17 protein-coding genes are annotated in these 17,202 nt (G+C 73.8%); 8 read left to right on the forward strand and 9 right to left on the reverse strand.

All coding sequences use genetic code 11. From position 1 onward, the window contains the following. Positions 1-123: 123 nt before the first annotated feature. Complete coding sequence (locus CRP52_RS00785; protein WP_143685596.1) at positions 124-1,869, forward strand: PKD domain-containing protein; 1,746 nt, start codon at positions 124-126, stop codon at positions 1,867-1,869. A 78-nt stretch (positions 1,870-1,947) separates the two neighbouring features. On the opposite strand, the gene CRP52_RS00790 is transcribed toward CRP52_RS00785, so the two are convergent. Then, positions 1,948-2,682, reverse strand: coding sequence for a maleylpyruvate isomerase family mycothiol-dependent enzyme (locus CRP52_RS00790; RefSeq protein ID WP_097234572.1), 735 nt, complete (start codon positions 2,680-2,682; stop codon positions 1,948-1,950). Between the two features lie 71 nt (positions 2,683-2,753). On the opposite strand from CRP52_RS00790, the gene CRP52_RS00795 reads away from it, so the two are divergent. Continuing rightward, complete coding sequence (locus tag CRP52_RS00795) at positions 2,754-3,851, forward strand: LysR family transcriptional regulator (RefSeq protein WP_097234573.1); 1,098 nt, start codon at positions 2,754-2,756, stop codon at positions 3,849-3,851. Here CRP52_RS00795 and CRP52_RS00800 read toward each other — a convergent pair. Then, on the reverse strand, positions 3,749-4,960 hold the full coding sequence (locus CRP52_RS00800) for an erythromycin esterase family protein (protein ID WP_097234574.1): 1,212 nt from the start codon (positions 4,958-4,960) through the stop codon (positions 3,749-3,751). The genes CRP52_RS00795 and CRP52_RS00800 overlap by 103 nt on opposite strands. 110 nt (positions 4,961-5,070) lie before the next feature. Here CRP52_RS00800 and CRP52_RS00805 point away from each other — a divergent pair, with 110 nt between their 5' ends. Continuing rightward, entirely contained in the window at positions 5,071-5,814 is a 744-nt protein-coding gene (locus CRP52_RS00805) for a TioE family transcriptional regulator (protein ID WP_097234575.1), read from the forward strand. A gap of 44 nt (positions 5,815-5,858) precedes the next feature. On the opposite strand, the gene CRP52_RS00810 is transcribed toward CRP52_RS00805, so the two are convergent. From CRP52_RS00810 to CRP52_RS00820, 3 genes are all read right to left on the reverse strand, one after another. Further along, the gene (locus CRP52_RS00810) at positions 5,859-6,572 is read right to left on the reverse strand and encodes a ScbR family autoregulator-binding transcription factor (protein WP_097234576.1); all 714 of its coding nucleotides are present in this window, start codon (positions 6,570-6,572) and stop codon (positions 5,859-5,861) included. 144 nt (positions 6,573-6,716) lie between these two features. Beyond that, positions 6,717-8,198: an MFS transporter gene (locus CRP52_RS00815; RefSeq protein ID WP_097234577.1), complete on the reverse strand. Its 1,482-nt coding sequence runs from the start codon at positions 8,196-8,198 to the stop codon at positions 6,717-6,719. Further along, complete coding sequence (locus CRP52_RS00820; protein ID WP_097234578.1) at positions 8,195-8,641, reverse strand: MarR family winged helix-turn-helix transcriptional regulator; 447 nt, start codon at positions 8,639-8,641, stop codon at positions 8,195-8,197. Before CRP52_RS00820 ends, CRP52_RS00815 begins: the two co-directional genes overlap by 4 nt. Before the next feature lie 105 nt (positions 8,642-8,746). Between CRP52_RS00820 and CRP52_RS00825 the strand changes: the two genes are divergently transcribed. Further along, a complete protein-coding gene (locus CRP52_RS00825; protein ID WP_097234579.1) occupies positions 8,747-9,415 on the forward strand; it encodes a response regulator transcription factor in 669 nt (222 codons plus the stop codon). A gap of 198 nt (positions 9,416-9,613) precedes the next feature. On the opposite strand, the gene CRP52_RS00830 is transcribed toward CRP52_RS00825, so the two are convergent. The 4 genes from CRP52_RS00830 to CRP52_RS00845 form a co-directional block, all read right to left on the reverse strand. Continuing rightward, entirely contained in the window at positions 9,614-10,849 is a 1,236-nt protein-coding gene (locus CRP52_RS00830; RefSeq protein WP_097234580.1) for a sensor histidine kinase, read from the reverse strand. A gap of 229 nt (positions 10,850-11,078) precedes the next feature. Next, positions 11,079-12,476: an FtsX-like permease family protein gene (locus CRP52_RS00835; protein ID WP_097234581.1), complete on the reverse strand. Its 1,398-nt coding sequence runs from the start codon at positions 12,474-12,476 to the stop codon at positions 11,079-11,081. Between the two features lie 98 nt (positions 12,477-12,574). Beyond that, positions 12,575-13,357 carry an ABC transporter ATP-binding protein gene (locus tag CRP52_RS00840; RefSeq protein ID WP_097234582.1) on the reverse strand — a complete coding sequence of 261 codons (783 nt, stop codon included), beginning with the start codon at positions 13,355-13,357 and terminating at the stop codon, positions 12,575-12,577. A 100-nt stretch (positions 13,358-13,457) separates the two neighbouring features. Further along, on the reverse strand, positions 13,458-14,189 hold the full coding sequence (locus CRP52_RS00845; protein WP_097234583.1) for a HEAT repeat domain-containing protein: 732 nt from the start codon (positions 14,187-14,189) through the stop codon (positions 13,458-13,460). 137 nt (positions 14,190-14,326) lie between these two features. On the opposite strand from CRP52_RS00845, the gene CRP52_RS00850 reads away from it, so the two are divergent. From CRP52_RS00850 to CRP52_RS00865, 4 genes are all read left to right on the forward strand, one after another. Continuing rightward, complete coding sequence (locus CRP52_RS00850; RefSeq protein WP_097234584.1) at positions 14,327-14,935, forward strand: hypothetical protein; 609 nt, start codon at positions 14,327-14,329, stop codon at positions 14,933-14,935. A gap of 74 nt (positions 14,936-15,009) precedes the next feature. Beyond that, positions 15,010-15,909 carry a ketopantoate reductase family protein gene (locus CRP52_RS00855; RefSeq protein ID WP_097234585.1) on the forward strand — a complete coding sequence of 300 codons (900 nt, stop codon included), beginning with the start codon at positions 15,010-15,012 and terminating at the stop codon, positions 15,907-15,909. 113 nt (positions 15,910-16,022) lie between these two features. Further along, positions 16,023-16,613, forward strand: a complete 591-nt coding sequence (locus tag CRP52_RS00860; protein ID WP_097234586.1) for a DUF6817 domain-containing protein — start codon at positions 16,023-16,025, stop codon at positions 16,611-16,613. 108 nt (positions 16,614-16,721) lie between these two features. Then, a complete protein-coding gene (locus CRP52_RS00865) occupies positions 16,722-17,120 on the forward strand; it encodes a hypothetical protein (RefSeq protein WP_097234587.1) in 399 nt (132 codons plus the stop codon). Positions 17,121-17,202 lie beyond the last annotated feature (82 nt).

The raw sequence follows: 17,202 nt of genomic DNA on the forward strand, positions 1-17,202 counted from the left end.
ACCCCTCCCTAACCGATCATGTACGCTGCTCGCGCATTCGAACTATGGGGAACCTGTTCGACGTTTGACAGAAATGTGGGGGGATCGGTGCGCAATCGCCGACTTGTGATTCCTGCTGCCCTCGTGGCGGCCGGTGTTGTGCTCACGCCCGGGGTGGCCCAGGCTTCCGGCCCGGCGCCCGCGGCCCCCACCGGCCAGGGTGCGGCCGCGGGCGGCACCGTCGCCGGGACGGACGCGGCCCGGAAGCTTCCGGGCAAGAACTTCAGCAGCCCCGCCGACCGTACGGTGCTCGCGCCGAAGTCCGGCGAGCGCGCCGGGGTGGCGGCTCCGGCACCGGGTGCCAAGAGTGCCCAGGGTGTACAGGGTTCCCGGGAGGCGCAGGGCACCCAGGGTGCCCAGGGGGCGCAGAGCGCGGCCAACAGCATCACGATCGGCCTGTACGCCACGACCGTCAACGCGCACGGCGTGGATCTGCAGACCATCGTCATCCCGAGCATCAACTCCACCCTCGACGTCACCATCTCCTGGGGCGACGGCACCTCGGACACCTTCTCCGCCACCCTCAACGGCTTCGCCTCCGACCTGCGCAACACCAGGCACACCTACGCCGCGGTCGGCTCGTACGACATCAAGGTCACGGCGAAGGACGCCGCGAACGCCGTCGAGGCCGTGAACCAGGTCCAGTTCGTCACCGCGGGCGCCGAGTTCACCCCGCACACGCCCACCCGGCTGCTGGACAGCCGCGCGGGCATCGGCACCGCCCAGGGCCAGGTGGCCGCCCGCGGCACGGTGGCCCTGAAGGTCGCGGGCGCCGGCAAGGTCCCCGCCGGGGTCTCCGCGGTGGTCCTCAACGTCACCGTCACCAACACCACCGGCCCCGGCCACGTCTCGGTGCAGCCCGCGAAGGACCTCGCCGAGACCGCCGAGACCTCGAACCTCAACTACGTGGCCGGCCAGACCGTCCCGAACCTGGTGGTCGCGGCCGTCAGCGCCGACGGGTACGTGTACCTGTTCAACGCGGGCTGGCAGCCGGTCGACCTGATCGCGGACGTCACCGGCTACTTCGCGCCGTCGACCGCCAGCGGCTACCAGTCGGTGCCCCAGGTGCGCGCCGTCGACACCCGCGCGGGCATCGGGGTCTCCCAGGGCCAGCTCGACGGGCAGTCGAGCCTCGACGTCCAGATCGCCGGCACCAACCGCGTGCCGCAGGGCATCACCGCCGTGGCGCTCAACCTGACGGCCACCAACCCGCAGCAGGACGGCCACCTGACCGCCTACCCCAGCGGGCAGGCCGCGCCGACCACGTCCAACCTGAACTTCACCGCCGACCAGACGGTCGCCAACGCGGTGATCGTGCCGGTCGGCCCGGACGGCAGGATCACGGTGCGCAACGGCAGTTGGCGCCCGACGGACGTGGTGGTCGACGTCGTCGGCTACTACACCCCGGACAGCCGCTCCGCCCTCGTGTCGGCCCGGGTGCCGTTCCGGATCATCGACAGCCGCAAGGACAGCTGGGGCCGCACGGCCGGCCCGATCCCGGCCCGCGGCTTCCTCGCGCTGAGCCTCGAAGGCGACGTCACCACCCCCGAGGTCGACGGCTGGGTGCTGAACACCACCGTCACCAACACCAGCGGGCCGGGCTTCCTGTCGGTCGACCCCGACCCGAACCTCTGGTCCGCCTACAAGAACGGCACCGCGGACATTCCGCAGCGCCCGGTCTCCTCGACGCTGAACTGGACGGCCGGCGCGACCGTCCCGAACGTCGCGCAGACCTCCGGCGGCAAGGGCGGCATCGTCGACCTGTGGAACCAGGGCTGGCAGGACATCGACCTGATGGTCGACCTGCTCGGCTACTACGAGTCGAAGTGACCCACCCGGGCACGTGAAGCAGGGGCGGTGTTCCGTACGGAGCACCGCCCCATGCCGTTCCCCCGCCCGGATCCTCCCTCAGCCCCGCGTGAACCGCGCTGCGCCCGAGCCCGCCAGCAGTCCGGCTGGCACCCGGCGGCCGTAGGCGACCAGCAGCAGGTGCTCCGCCCGGCCCTCGACGAGCAGCGGCCCCTTCCCGTACGACCACTCGGTGTCGCTCGCCCGCAGGCGGACGCCGTCCAGGCGCACCCCGAAGAACCGCAGCGTGCGGGCGGAGACCTCGGCCAGCAGGGCGGCGGTCCGGGCGGTCGGCAGCCGCGGCGGCAGCCCGAGCGGGACGGTGATGTCGAGGCCGTGGACCGCGTCATGGGCGAGGGCGGCGATCCGGCCGCCCACCGGCGGGCGCCACGGGTGGTCGGCGTGCTCGGCGAGGGCCGCAGCGAGTTCACGCTCGGTGAAGACGGCGGCGTCGCGGCGGGCGAGCCGGTCGGCCATCCGGTGGACGTGGCCGCCCGAGCGGGCGAGTTCGAGCACCATGGCCGCCGTGGAACGCCGGAACCCGCTGCCCATGTGGGCCGCCACCTCCCGCACGCGCCAACCCCCGCACAGCGTCGGCGAGTTCCACTGCTCGGGGGTGAAGTCGGCGAAAACCTCTGCCAGTTCGCGGCGCTCGGCTGCGATCTGTTCGCGGATCCAGCCGATCCGCCCGGTTTCCTGGCTCCCGGTGTCCTGGCTCCCGGTGTCCTGGTTCTGCGGCGCGGTTTCCTGTGCCGTGGATTCCTGTGGTGCGGGTTCCTGTGGTGCGATTTCCATGCCTCCAGCCTGCGGCCGGAGCCGTACACCCGTCCAAGACCGGGAATTTCTGCCGTCTATAATCGACAGTTATGGAACTGCGGCAGCTCCAGTACTTCGTCACCGTCGCCCAGCACGGCAGCTTCACCCGGGCCGCGCAGCTGCTGCACCTGAGCCAACCCGGGGTGAGCGCCCAGATCCGGCAGCTGGAACGGGAGCTGGGGCACCGGCTGCTCGACCGCTCCAGCCGAACCGTACGGCTGACCCCGGCCGGAGAGGCCGTCCTGCCGCACGCGCAGGCCGCACTCGCCGCCGCCGAGGCGGCCCGCAGGACGGCCCAGGAGTTCGGCGGGCTGCAGCGCGGGCACGTACGGCTGGGCATGGTCGCCGGTGCCGCGCTCACCCCACCGTCCGAACTGGGCACCTTCCCCGGACTCGCCACCACCCTCGCCGCATTCCGGCAGGAGCACCCCGGCATCGACTTCGCGCTGACCGAGGACACCACCGCCCGGATGCTCGCCGCGCTGCGCGACGGGCACCTGGACCTCGCGGTGATCGGCCTGCCCACGGCCGCGAGCGGGCGCGAGGACGACGACGGCTGGACGACGCTGGCCGGGCTCGCCCTGCACACCGTGCTGGAAGTCCCGCTGTTCGCGGCCTGCCCCGAGCAGCACCCGCTCGCGGCCGTCGCCACCGATGCACACCCGGGTGCCGCGCTCCCGGTCGATGCCCTGCCGGTGGATGCCCTCCCGGTCGCGGCGCTGGACGGGCACGACCTGGTGAGCACCCCGCGCGGCACCGGCATGCGCACCGCACTGGAACGCGCCCTCGCCGAGGCCGGGGCGCACCCGGCCATCGGCGTCGAGGCGGCCGCGCCACCGCAGCTGGCCGAACTCGCCGCGCACGGAATGGGCGTGGCCGTCCTGCCGGACCCGGGCGCCGTCCCCGGACTCCGGATCCGCCCGCTGACGGACCCCGTTCCGACGGTGCGGATCGCACTGGCCTGGCCGGACGGACGGCCCGCCTCGCCGCCGACCGCCGCCCTGCTCTCCCACCTGCGGACGGCCTACCCGGGGCCGGCAGGGCCTCAGGCCCCCGACGTGGCCAGTGCGGCCGCCGCGGCCGCGCCGTCGGCGATGTGCAGCAGCGCGGCCGCGCCGTCGACGACCTCCCGGTCGAGCGGGAAGTAGCCCTGCTGCGGCGTGGTGTCGGTACGGGTGCTGGTACGACCGTCGGTCGGCAGCGCCGGAGCGGTCAACTCCCAGAGGGAGCCGAGCCGTTGCAGGGCCGCCTCGTAGGTGTCCGGCGCGGGTTCGGCCAGCCCGATCGCCGCGCTGCGCCCGAGGCTCCCTACGACGAAGGCGTACCGCTCGCCCAGCAGGGCGCCGACGATCCGACCCGCGCTGCTCCACCCGCAGTCCAACTCCCCCTGCGCCCAGGCGCTCGGAGTCAGCCGCAGGTGCTGGTTGTGCGAGCAGACCAGGGTCGGCCCGCGCCGGGCCTCGACGTCGCGGATGTCGAGCAGGTTCTGCGCCATGAGCGCGTCCCGCACGCCGAGCAGACCGCTCAACCTGGTGCTCGGATCCAGGCCCCGGATCGCCGCCTGCGCGTGGTAGCGCAGCAGGCCGGTGCCGGCGGTCAGCCGGGTCCGTGCCTCCTGCCACGCGGCGAGCGAAGTCGCCTCGATCGCCTCCGCCGCGCCCGCGTGGAGTCGGAGCAGCAGGTCGTCGGCGAGGCAGCGCAGCCTCACCGCCTCCGCGGTGGCGCCGGGCGACTGTGCCGGGTCCAGCACCGCCTCCGCCCGGCTCCAGCGCTCGTCCTCGCCCGCCGGGCCCGCGACGTCGAGGTCGAGACCGAGGCCGAGGCTGAGGTCGAGACCGACGTCGAGCTGCAGGAAGTCGCGGGCGTGTTCGAGGTAGCGGCGCGGGCTCGGGGCACTGTAGGTCTCGGTCGGAATGTCGAAGCCGTGGAAGGCCAGCCGCTCCCCGGACGGGCGGCCGCGGTTGAACTCGCGCATCCAGGCGACGAGTTCGCGATTGGCCTGGTGCTCCCCGAAGCCGTGCGAGAAGCCCTCGCCCATCGCCGCCTCCAGCGTGCCCACGCCCTCCCGGACGTAGGCGTCCACGGCGAGCGCGGCCACGCGGTCCGTTTCGAGTGCGATCGACCGGAAGCCCCGGTCGACCAGCCGGGCGAACAGTCGGTTGCGCACCAGCCCGAAGGCCGGCTCCTGGTGGGTCGGCTCGCCGAGCCCCAGCAGCTCGCACGAGGGGGTGATGAAGTCATGAAGGTCCTGGCTCATGGACCTCAAGCGTATCCTTAAAAGAACGGTTGAGACTTTTCCCGGCCTTCTCCCTGCCAGCCTGGCCACCAGCGCCAGAAGCCTCAAACGGGCCCGAACGGAAGACGACCATGCGCCCCTCCGATCTCGCGCGCGAACACGGCATCTCGACCCAGGCGGTCCGCAACTACGAACGCGACGGCTGCCTCCCGCCCGCCGCACGCACCCCGACCGGCTACCGGATCTACACCGAGCTGCACGCAGCCGCGCTGCGCGCCTTCCTCGCCCTCGTCCCGGCGTACGGGCACGCGACCGCCGGCGCGGTGATGACCAGCGTCCACGCCGGACGACTCGACGAGGCACTGACCGCCCTCGACCGCGGCCACGCCCGACTGCTGCGCGACCGGGAGACCTTGGCCTCCGTCCGCGAAGCCGTCGACCACCTCACCGCCACGCCCCCCTCCGGGGCCACCGCCCCACCTGCCCTGCCCGCCCTGCCAGCCCCGCCAGCCCCGCCAGCCCCGCTCAGCATCGGCGAACTCGCACACCGGCTCGACGTCACCCCCGCAACCCTGCGCGCCTGGGAGGCCGCAGGCATCCTCGACCCCGTTCGCGACGGTGCCACCGGCCACCGCGTCTACCACCCGGTCGACGTCCGCGACGCCGAACTCGCCCACCTGCTCCGGCGGGGCGGCTACCTGCTGGAGCACATCGCCACCGTCATCCGACAGATCCGCACGGCCGGCGGCACGGGCGAGCTCGCCGCCGCCCTGGACGGCTGGCACCAACGCCTCACCGACCGGGGCCTCGCCATGCTCACCGCCGCCGCCCGCCTCGGCGACTACCTCGCCCTGCGCCGACCGGAAGCCCACTGAGCGCGAGTCCGGCGCCTCTTCGAAAACAGGACGGACGGTTTCTGTCACCGTCGGCGCGGAGCGACACCGCCCCCGACTCCGACCCCGACCGCGCCCCCGGCCCCGGCGGCTTCCGCGTCCCGGACGGCCGCCAGCTCGGCGGCCACCCGGCTGCCCCGGTCCGCTCCGAGGTCGAGCGTGACCAGGACGCCGGGCACGGCGATGCTCGGCATCAGGTGCCGGTACAGCACGGCGATTCGGCGCTCCAGGTCCGCCCGGCCGGACAACCGGTGGGACTCGACCTGCACGCCCGTCCAGGCCGCGGTCGCCAGCCAGGCCGTCTCGGCGGGCACCACCTGGGGCAGCAGTTCACCGCGTCGGCGGGCCGCGACCAGCAGGCTCTCGGCCCGCTGGATCCACCCGGACGCGGCGCCGCCGCCGAAGCCACCGAGCGCGTCCTGACCGAGGGCGAGCCGCGCGCCCGCGCTCAACAGCGGGTCACGCGGCAGGAGATGGGCGACGACCATCCCGAGGTCCACGAACTCCTGGAGCTTGCACTGCCGTTCGGGGATCTCGTCCCGGCCGAACCGTTCCGCCACGACCCCGCGGGCGAGCTCGCGCTTCGATGCGAAGTGGAAGTACACCGCGCCGCGGGTCACTCCCGCCCGGGCCACCACCTCACCGATCGTCGCGCCCTCGTACCCGCGCTCGTCGAAGACCGTCGCCGCCGCCTCCAGGATCAGCCGACGTGTCCGGACCGCCCGCTCCTGCCGCGCCACCCCAACCACCCCACCCCCGCACCCGGCAAACAAACCAAACACCCCGTATCGTACTCGCCGCCTTTTCGCGAGGCCGTTTCCCACGGCGTCCGCGGCGTCCGCGGCTGTCGCGGCACGCCGGTGGCGACGATGCCGGACGCAGCGTCAACTGTCCTTGCGGTCCGGGCCGGTCATCCGTCCGAGCGAGCGGTCCGGCAGGGTGAGGAGGAACAGCAGCCCCGCACCGCCGAGCATGAACAGTGCGAGGTGGTGCAGCCCGATCGTGGTGGCACCGTGCGGGAAGAACGCGGCGTTCGCGGCGGAGGCCGCCATCGCGCCGAGGTACATGAACGTGCGCAACAACCCGGCCGCGGAGGCGATCGAGACCGGATCCGCCTGGTGGTACAGGGAGGTCTGGGTGCCGAGGCCGATCAGCCCCTGGGAGACTCCGGCCGGTACGGCGACCACGATCAGCAGCACCAACGGGCTGCCGGCGTCCACCAGCAGCAGCGCCGCACAGGCCGCGATCTGCACGGCGGACCCGACCAGCAGCTTGCCGCGCACGGCCGCACTGCGGCCGGTGAGGCCGGACACCGCGAGGGCGGTGAGCGAGAGCGGCAGCAGGACCAGCCCGGCGGAGACGGCCGACAGGCCGCGCCCCTCCTCCAGCCACTGGGTGTAGCCGTAGAGGAAGGCGTAGATCGCCGTGTAGCCGAGGAGTTGGCGCAGATAGGTGGCGACCAGCGGGCGATTCCGGGTGAGCGCCCGCAGGTCGATGAAGGGGGTGGGGGCTCGCAACTCGCGGACGGCGAAGCCGATGGCAGCCGACACGGCCAGGGCCGGCAGGTACCAGAGCGTCGGACTCGGCTTCATCAGGAACAGCATCAACGCCAGCAGCAACACGGCGAACAGGGCGATCCCGACGTGGTCGAGGCGATCGGGCCGGTCGCGGTGTTCAGGGCGGTCGGGGCGGTCGGGGTCGTGGTCGGCCGACCTGTCGGGGCTCGGCGCGGCGGTGGGCAGGCGGGCGGCGCCGAGCACCAGGCAGGCCAGCGCGAGCGGAACGTTGACGGCGAAGACGGTCCGCCAACCGCCCGCGCCGATCAGCAGGCCGCCGAGGGTAGGGCCGACCACGGCGACGGTCTGGTTGGCGACGGCCAGTACGGTCAGCACCCCGGTGGGGCTGGACCTCCCGGTCCGCTCGGCCTCGCTGCGGGTCAGGTGCATCGCGGCCGGGTAAGCCGCCGAGGTGCCCAGCCCGAGCAGCACCCGGGCGGCGATCAGCAGCCCGAGCGAGGGGGCGAGCGCGCCGAGCAGGCCGGCGATGCCGACCAGGGCCGTCCCGGCGAGGTAGAGCCGGCGCGGCCCGTAGGTGTCCACCAGCCGCCCGATCACCGGCTGGCCGACGGCGGTGGCCAGGTAGAGCGCGGTGACCAGCCAGGCGGTCTCGGCGGGCGGCGCACCGAAGGCCGCGCCCACGGGCACCAGCGCCACCGCGATCATCGACGAGTTGATCGGGTTGAGCACCGAGCCGAGCACCATCGGGGCGATCAGCCGACGGTTGAACCCGTCGTCGGGGGCGGGCCGTCGGCGGGTGGCCCTCCGGCCCGACCCCAGCCGGGCCGGCCGGGCTTCCGGGCCGCTCATAGCCGGCTCAGCCGGTCCATCAGGGCCAGCCCGGCCAGCATGGTGGTGCGTTCGGACTCGGTGAAGTGTTCCGCCAGGGCCCGAGTCAGCCACTCCTCCCGCGCCTGACGGCTGTCCGCGATCCGGGCCAGCCCGACCTCGGTGAGGCTGACCAGCTGGCGGCGCCCGTCCTCGGGATCGGGTCGGCGTCCCACCAGGCCGCCCTGTTCGAGGGCGGCGAGGGTAGCGGCCATGGACTGCGGACGGACTCGCTCGGCCGCGGCCAGCGTGCTGGCGGAGGCCGGGCCGTCGTTGATCAGCCGGCTGAGCACGGCGGCCTGGGAGGGCGTGAGGTCGCTGGTCCCGCTCGCTTCCCGCAGGGTGCGGCGCAGCCGGCTGAAGACGGCGCGCAGCTCGCGGGCGGCGAGGACCGCGGAGTCGGGGGTGGTTCGGTTCTCGGTCACGATTCCACGGTAATTTCATCAGTTTGAACTGTCCAGTCTGGACTGAAGGATTTCCCGAGGGGAGGGCGGACGAGGGCACCGCTGCGCCCCCGGAATAATGACGGCATGATCGACAAGCAGCTCCGCGTCGTCCTGGCCGAGGACTCGGTGATCCTCCGGGACGGAATGGTCGAGCTCCTCACCGCGCGCGGCTGTGCGGTGGTCGCCACCGCCGGTACGGCGCCCGAGCTCATCGCCGTCGTCACCGAGCACCGGCCCGACGTGGCCGTGGTGGACATCCGGATGCCGCCCACCCACACCGACGAGGGGATCCGGGCAGCGGTCGAGATCCGGGCCGCACAGCCCGAGACCGGGATCCTGGTGTTCTCCCAGCACGTGGAGACCGTCTGGGCCGCCCGGCTGCTGGCCGGCGGCGCCGCCGGCATCGGCTACCTGCTGAAGGAGCGGGTCGCCCGCACCTCCGTGTTCGTCGACGCCCTGCACCGGGTGGCCGCAGGCGGTACGGCGCTCGATCCGGAGATCGTCACCGGACTGCTGCAGGGCCGCCGACGCAGCCGGGTGGACGCCCTCACCCCGCGAGAGCGCGAGGTGCTGGAGCTGATGGCGCAGGGTCATTCCAACCGCTCGATCGCCACCCTGCTCGTGGTGTCGGAGCGCGCGGTGGAGAAGCACGTGGCCGCCGTGTTCACCAAGTTCGACCTGCCCGCGACCGACGCCGACAACCGCCGGGTCAAGGCCGTACTCACCTACCTCGCCGAGAACGGCGCTTCCTGAGCAACGCTCATGAGAGTTGCTCAGGAGGCTGGCCCATGAGCGTTGCTCATGACCGGACCCATGAGCCTTCCTCATGCCCTGGCGCCATGAGCTTTCCTCATGCGCCGCTCCCATGAGCCTTCCTCATGACCCAGCGCCATGAGCTTTCCTCATGACCCAGCCCCATGAGCAACGCTCATGACCAGTCATGAACGCCCCTCACAACCTGCTCGGCACCTCGGCGCTGACCACCGTCGGCCCGCCCGGCGGGCTGTCCACCCGCAACACCCCGTCCACGGCCGCCAGGCGTTCGGCCAGGCCCGCCAGTCCGGTGCCCGCCCCGATCGCGGCGCCGCCGCGCCCGTCGTCGCGCACCGTCAACCGGACCTTTCCGTCGCCCGCGCTCGCGGTCAGCTCCGCCGACCGCGCGTCGCTGTGCTTGGCGACATTGGTCAGCAGCTCGGCCGCGCAGAAGTAGACGGCTCGCTCGATCACCTCCTCCGGACGCTCCCTCAGGTCCAGCCGGACGGCGACCGGTACCGGCGAGGTGGCGGTGAGCCCGGGCAGCGCCTCCGCCAACCCTCCGTCCAGCGCCACCGGGTGGATGCCCCGGGTCAGCCGGCGCAGGCCCGCGATGGTGTCGTCGGTCTGTCCCCGGGCCCGGTCGACCAGGGTGCGCAGCCGCCCGAGGTCGGGAGCGCCCGGGTCGAGGAGGGCGTCGTCGGCCAGCGAAAGGGTGATGGCGAGCGCGACCAGCTGCGCCTGGGTGCCGTCGTGCAGGTCACGTTCCAGACGCCGCAGCCGGTCGGTGTTCTCGGCGAGCAGGGTGGCCCGGGCGCTCTCCAGTTCGCGCACCCGCTGCTGCGAGCGCACCGGGCCGAGCAGGGTCCGGGCGAGCGCCCGGTTCGCCCGGCTCAGCGCCCGCAGCCCGGCGGGGACGGCTGCCAGCACCAGGAGGCCGACCGGGACCGCGGCCAGGTCCAGCCAGCCGAACGGTCGCGGGCCCGGCTCCATCAGCCGCACCCAGAGGGGGAAGCCCACCAGCCAGAGCGCGCCGAGCGGCAGCCCGACCGCGGCCAGGAAGCCGACCACCCCCAGGGGCAGCCGTACGACGAGGTAGAGCAGGACCCGCCAGGCCACCGGGTCGGTCAGCACCGCCCGGCCGCGGGCGAGAACCCCGGACGGGCGGGGCAGCGACGGCGGCGCGGGCACCGCCTCAGCGAGCAGCCGAGCGACCAGTCGGCGGTGCAGCCCGCCGATCCGCCGTGCTCCGAGCAGCGCGGCGACCAGGAACGGCAGGCCCAGCACGGTGAGCGAGAGCAGCACCCCCGCGTAGAGGACGGCCAGGGCATAGACCCCTCCGAGCACCCCCAGCGGCAATCCGAGGACGGCGAACGCCGTCTCGCCCCCGCGCACCGCCAGGAGCCGTCGCCGCCCGACCGCCGTCCATCTCACTGCTCGACCACCGTCCGCTCACCGTCCACGCGCTGCGCTCCCCCTCCCCCGACCCGCCCCAGCATCCACCAGTGGCCGCCGGAACCACCACCTCCGACCTCCGACCGCCCCCCAGCCCGACCCGACCCAGCCCGATCCGACCCAGCCCGACCCAGCCCGGCCCGGCCCCGCCCGGCCCCGCCCGACGGCCCGACGCTCTCACCGCCGTCGCCTCACCCCCGCTCGCCGCTCACGACGCCACCGCCGAACCGCCGCTCGCCCACACCCCCGTGCCCACGATCCCCGGCACCGTCAGGAGCGCCGCCCCCAGCACCACCCAGGCACACTGCGCGCCGGGTATCACCGGCACCGCCGACCCGCGCACCGCCCAGCTGAACGCTCCCGAGGCGGCGGCCGCCACCGCAGCCCCCAGCAGCACGCCGATCGCCGTGGTCAGGGCCGCTTCCACGGAGCGCATCCGCAGCAGCTGCCGTCGCGTCGACCCGACCAGCCGCAGAAGGGCGAACTCCCGGCGGCGGTCGGCGGTCAGCGCGACCAGGGTGTTGACGGTGGAGACCGCCGCGAAGCAGACCAGCAGCCCGAGTTCCGCCTGTCGCAGCCAGATGTCGCTCGCCTTGGTCACGCTGGTCGCGGCTCCGGTCGCCCGGACCACCCGCTCGGCGGTGCTGGTCATGATGAGCATCGTGCCGGAGAGCCCGACCAGCAGCGCGACCGGAACCACGGCCGAGGAGAGCCGGGCCGCGTAGCCGCGCAGGTTGGCGTCCGCGAGCCAGCCGGCCCGCGGGACGAGCGCCCGGACCGGGGCGCCGAGGACGGCGGACAGCGCCCGGGCCGCCAAGGGCCCGAGCAGTGCGAGCGCGGCCAGCAGCACCAGCGAGCCGAGCAGGGCGGCCTGGCCCGCCTTGTCGAGCTCCCCGGCCGGCCGGGTCGCGGCCAGCCGCAGCAGCAGCACGCCGCCCGCCAGCACCGCGACCCCGACCACCGACCGCAGCACAGCCGCACCCCGCAGCCCGCCCGTTCCCGCACCCGTGCCCGTACCCGCGCCCTCGGCCGTTCCCTCGGCCAGGGCGACGGCCGGGGCGGGCCGGGTGACCCGCCAGGCCGAGGCGGCGGACGCCGCCAGGCCGACCAGCAGCGCCACCCCGAGCGCGACCGCCATCGGCACCGGCGTCCCGGGTATGTGCAGGCCCGGCGCGGCCATCCCGCGCCGCTGCAGGGCGGTGAGGAAGACCCGGGCGGCCAGCAGGCCTGCCGCACAGCCGGGGACGGCCGCCAGCAGGACGGTCGCCACGACCTGGGCGCGCACCACCCGCCGCACCTGACGGGGCGTCGCCGCGACGGTGCGCAGCAGGGCGAGGTCGCGGTGCTGCTGACGGAGGGTGAAGCCGAGCGCGTTGACCACCACGAACAGTGCGACCAGGACGGCGATCTCACCGAACGCCGCCGCGATCACCAGCACGCCCGGCCCGGCCACCGGCGCCCGCGCCACCGCCCCGGGTGCCGTCACCTGTGCGGCGACCAGCGAGCCGAACAGCGTCACCGTCGCCATCGCGAGGAGCAGCGCCGCGGCCAGTCCGGCGAAGGCCGCCGGGCGGCGCCGGATCTGCCCCACGGACAGGGCCAGCACAGGACTGCCCACCGGACTCACCGAACTCCTCGAACCCACCGGACTCACCGGACTCACCGGACTCACTGACCCCCTCGAACCCGCCGGACTCACCGCGCTCACCCGCCCATCCGACTCAGCCGGGCACCGACCTGATCGGCGGTCGGACTGACCAGCTCGTCCACCAACAGACCGTCCGCGAGCAGCAGCACCCGGTCCGCGTAGCCGGCGGCCACCGGGTCGTGGGTGACCATCACGCAGGTCTGCCCGTCGACGTCGACACCCTCGCGCAGCAGGCCGAGGATGTCGTGCCCGGTGGCGCGATCGAGCGCGCCGGTCGGCTCGTCGGCGAACAGCACCTCCGGCCGGGCCACCAGCGCCCGGGCGATCGCGACCCGCTGCTGCTGGCCGCCCGAGAGCTGCCCGGGCCGGTGCCGCTCGCGCCCGGCCAGCCCCACCCGCGCCAGCGCCTCCCGTACCCGGGCCCGGCCCGGTGGCTGCCCGGCCAGCCGGCCCGGCAGCTCGACGTTCTGTGCGACGGTCATCGCCGGCATCAGGTTGAAGGCCTGGAACACGAACCCCATCCGGGTCCGCCGCAGCTCCGCCAGCCGCCGCTCGGGCAGCCCGGACACCTCCGTGCCGCCCCACCGGACGGTGCCCCGGGTGGGCCGGTCCATCCCGGCGAGGCAGTGCAGCAGGGTGGTCTTGCCCGAACCCGAGGGCCCCATCACCGCCGTGAACGTCCCCGGCGCGAAGGCCACGGACACCCCGCGCAGTGCCCGGACCACCGCCGTGCCGCGCCCGTACTCGCGGTGCAGCCCGTCCCCGCTCAGGGCCGTAGTCGACACCGCGTCCTGCGTCGCCGGGCCCCCGGGGGCCGCGGCTGTCGTCTTCCCGTTCATGCCCTCCATCCTGGGCATCCGGAGCCGCGGGATCGATTGTGCTGGCACCCGAATCGAAGGTTCGGAAAACCGAACCCCGCAGGTGGTGGTAGCACCGGGGCTACGCCCCCTCGTGCTCCTCCCGCTCTCCGCGGCGGTCCCTGCGGCGCCGCCACTGCCGCACCGGCTCCGCCCGGTGGTCGTACCGGTACTCGGGCCAGGCCAGCGGTCCCAGGCGCTCGACCCCCGCCGCCGTGCGCGGGTCGTCCCGCAGGAGGAGGCCGTACGTGCCCTCCAGGCGCAGCCGCTGCTCGTCCTCGTCCAGCAGCGCCGCCAGGGCGTCGGCGACCTCGCGCGTACGGTCCGCGGAGGCGGCCAGGGCGGATCCGGCGGCGAGCCGCACGGCGGGCGCCTCGTCACGGACCAGGGTGAGCAGCGCGGCCCTGGTGCCGGAGGTGACCGGGCAGCCCTGAAGCGCCCAGCCGACGCCGGCCCGGACCTTTTCGTCCGGGTCCAGCGCCGGCCGCCGCACGCAGGCGGTGGCAGCGGCGGACAGCCGGTCGCCGTGGTCCGCACCGAGGCAGCGCGGCACCTCGCGGCGCACCCGCGGGTCCGGATGGTCGGCATGGCGCAGCCCTATGGCCTCCCCCGCGGGATGTTCGCGACTGCCGAGGCCGACGAGCACCTCCGCCGGCACCTCGCCGTCCGGCTCGACCAGCGCCCAGGCGGCGAGCAGGCCGGCCTCCTCGTCCAGGTAGCAGGGGTACCCGTCCTGCCAGGGGACGTCGGCGATGGAGAGGTGGGAGGCGACGAAGCGGCGGTGGGCCGGGTCCGGGTGCCGGTGGCGCGCCATCAGTGCGGACCAGGTCTCCCGGCTGCGCCCGGACGCTGCCGGGCCCGGCGCACCCTAACCCGGCGCAGCCCGGGCGAGCCCGTCGTTTTTCCGCCCCCGGCCTCCCGTCCGCGGAGCTCACGAGGAATCATGATCGGGTGACCATCGACCTGTTACCCGGCCACGGGGTCCGCCTGCCGGCCCCGCTGCCCGAACTGCGCTTCGGTCTGACCGAGGCCGCGGTGCGCGGGCTGCTGGCCCCGCACGGCGACCTGCTGCCCGGCGGCGTGCGCAACACCTTCGTCTGCGGCTGCCGTTGGGCGCTGGCCTTCCAACTGCCCGGGGTGAGCGTCACCCTCTGCGCGGACGGCCGCGACCGCTTCCGGGGCGTCGGCGTCGGCCGGAACCCGAGCGACGACCGGCCCGCCTGCCCGGTGGGCTACCACGGGGTCGACGTGCTCGGCTGGCCGGCGCACGAACTGGTCGAGGCCCTGCGCGCCGCGGGCCTGTCGGTGCCCGATCCTGCCCACGGCACCCTCCGCTACGACTCGCTCCACCTCTACCGCCACCCGGCCCCGCGCCGGCGGCCGGGCCCGGGGCGGAAGCCGCGCCACGAGGAGCCGTTCACCTTCGATGCCGCGTTCCTCTCCGCACCGGCCGCACCGGCCGACGCACCGGCCGAGCACGCCGAACCTTCGGATCCGTCCGAGGCCGCCGAACGACCCCGCCGCCTCTCCGAGGTCCGTTTCCACGGGGAAGTCCCGTGACCTGCAGCGACCGCACGGCCGGCAGTCCCATGACCCACCCATCCACAACCCTCGTCATTTCCAAGGGAGTCACCATGACCACTGCCCAGCTGACCGTCGCCGTCCTCGGGCCGGGCGGTGTCGGCGGCCTGATCGCCGGGCTGCTCGCCCGCGACGGCCACCGCGTGATCTGTCTGGCCGGCGAGGAGACCGCCGCCGTGATCGCCCGGGACGGACTGCACGTCCGGAGTGGGCAGTTCGGCGAGTTCACCGCCCGGGTCGAGGCCGCCACAGAGCTGCGCGAGCCGGTGGACGCCGTGTTCGTGACCGTCAAGGAGACCGCGCTGGCCGGCTCGCTCGACCGGCTGCCCGCCCGGACCCTCGGCCCCGCGATCGTGGTGCCGCTGCTCAACGGCCTGGACCACATGGCGCTGCTGCGCGAGCGTTACCCGGCCGCCCGGGTCACGGCCGGCACGATCCGGGTCGAGGCCACCCGGACGGCGCCCGGGCGGATCGAGCACAGCAGCCCGTTCGCGGCCATCGAACTCGCCGGCCCGGTCGAGGAGTTCGCCGAACAGCTACGGCACACCGGACTGGACGTCGCGCTGAACGAGGACGAGACCGCAATGCTGTGGGGCAAGCTCTCCTTCCTCGCACCGTTCGCACTGCTCACCACCCGCCACGCCAGCGAGATCGGCACCGTGCGCACCGAGCACCGGCCCGAACTCCTGGCCGCCCTGGAGGAGATCACCGCCGTCACCCGGGCGGTCGGCGCACCGGCCGACGCGCAGGACCTGCTCGCCTCCTTCGACTTCATCCCCGCAACGACGAAGTCCTCGATGCAGCGCGACGTGGAGGCCGGCCGCCCGACCGAGCTCGACGCGATCGGCGGCGCCGTCCTGCGGGCCGCCCACGCGCACGGGGTGGCCGTCCCGACCCTCACCCGTCTGGTGAGTGAGCTCTCGAACCCGGCATCGGATTCAGCCGACCACTGACGGTCGACCGCTGACGGTTCCCGGCCACGGATCCAGTCACGAATCCAGCCACGGTTCCAGCCAGGGATCCGACGGCGATTGTCGGGCGTCACCTCGGGGGTAGGACTCGCGGGGTGACGCCTTCCGACCACCGAGGCATTCCCGACCGTGACCGCATCGAGGACTTCCTCCACACCCACGGCGCCGACCGGATCCCGCACCCGGGCGGCACGCTCCTGGCCCATCTACGGCGAGTGGCAGCCCTGTTGGCCACCTGGGGCTGCACCCCCGCGGTCCAGGCGGCCGGGCTCTGCCATGCCGCCTACGGGACCGACGGCTTCGACCGCGCCCTGCTGGCGCTCGACCGGCGGTCGGACCTGGCCGAACTCGTCGGCCTGCCCGCCGAAGCACTCGTCCACCTCTACGCGAGCTGCGACCGGGCCGCCACCTACCCCCGCCTGGGCACGGACGAACGGCCGCTGTTCCGAGACCGGTTCACCGGCGACGACCACACCCCGACGGACGAGGACCTGCGCGCCTTCCTCGCCGTCACCGCCGCCAACGAGCTCGACGTCCTCGCCCACAACGCCGAACTGGCCACCCGCCACGGGCCCGCGCTGTACGGCCTGTTCGCCCGGGTCGACGACCTGCTGCCGCCCGCCGCATGGCAGGCCTGCATCGATCTCCTCGGACCGGACGCCACCGATCGACCGCGCCACAACTGACGACACATCATATTCAGCCACCACCACCGAATTCGCCGGACGTTCATCCGTCCGATCGGAACCGTCGTACGCCGAAGTGGCGTTGTCGATGACGGGAGGGATAGTGACATGACAAGGAAGCCGTACCGCCTGGCCGCCACCGCACTCGCGGTGCTCATCGCAGCCCCGTTGTTCACCGCGTGCAAGAACGCCGATCAGGCCCTGGACTGCGGAAAGAAGGCGATCAGTCTCACCGGCGATGTCCAGGACCTCGCCGACTCCGCAGTCAACGTCGGTCAGATCACCGACAAGGAACGCCGCAAACACACCGTCGACGCCTTGAAGAAGATCGTCGAGGATGCCAAGAAGATCCGCCAGGAAGGTGGGAGCAAGCTCGATCCGGCCGCCGACAAGCTCGCCAAGGCCGTGAACGATGCGATCGACAAGGTCTCCAACGGCAAACAGCCTGACATCGGGGCGATCACCAGCGCCGCCGGCGGTCTCACGGCAGCCTGCGCCGACTCCTGACCCGAACCGCCACCCGTACACCCGACCACCCCCCGATCCACCCGATCCCGGCCCGGCACCGACCGGGCCGGGATGACGCCCG

Source organism: Streptomyces sp. 1331.2, assembly GCF_900199205.1.
Taxonomy (GTDB): Bacteria; Actinomycetota; Actinomycetes; order Streptomycetales; family Streptomycetaceae; genus Kitasatospora.

Excerpts from the sequence above, each read along its gene's own strand:
- CRP52_RS00865 (WP_097234587.1), top strand. The coding sequence starts at position 16,722 with ATGACAAGGAAGCCGTACCGCCTGGCCGCCACCGCACTCGCGGTGCTC.
- CRP52_RS00845 (WP_097234583.1), bottom strand. The coding sequence starts at position 14,189 with ATGGCGCGCCACCGGCACCCGGACCCGGCCCACCGCCGCTTCGTCGCC.
- CRP52_RS00815 (WP_097234577.1), bottom strand. The coding sequence starts at position 8,198 with ATGAGCGGCCCGGAAGCCCGGCCGGCCCGGCTGGGGTCGGGCCGGAGG.
- CRP52_RS00805 (WP_097234575.1), top strand. The coding sequence starts at position 5,071 with ATGCGCCCCTCCGATCTCGCGCGCGAACACGGCATCTCGACCCAGGCG.
- CRP52_RS00825 (WP_097234579.1), top strand. The coding sequence starts at position 8,747 with ATGATCGACAAGCAGCTCCGCGTCGTCCTGGCCGAGGACTCGGTGATC.
- CRP52_RS00795 (WP_097234573.1), top strand. The coding sequence starts at position 2,754 with ATGGAACTGCGGCAGCTCCAGTACTTCGTCACCGTCGCCCAGCACGGC.
- CRP52_RS00840 (WP_097234582.1), bottom strand. The coding sequence starts at position 13,357 with ATGAACGGGAAGACGACAGCCGCGGCCCCCGGGGGCCCGGCGACGCAG.
- CRP52_RS00790 (WP_097234572.1), bottom strand. The coding sequence starts at position 2,682 with ATGGAAATCGCACCACAGGAACCCGCACCACAGGAATCCACGGCACAG.
- CRP52_RS00855 (WP_097234585.1), top strand. The coding sequence starts at position 15,010 with ATGACCACTGCCCAGCTGACCGTCGCCGTCCTCGGGCCGGGCGGTGTC.
- CRP52_RS00800 (WP_097234574.1), bottom strand. The coding sequence starts at position 4,960 with ATGAGCCAGGACCTTCATGACTTCATCACCCCCTCGTGCGAGCTGCTG.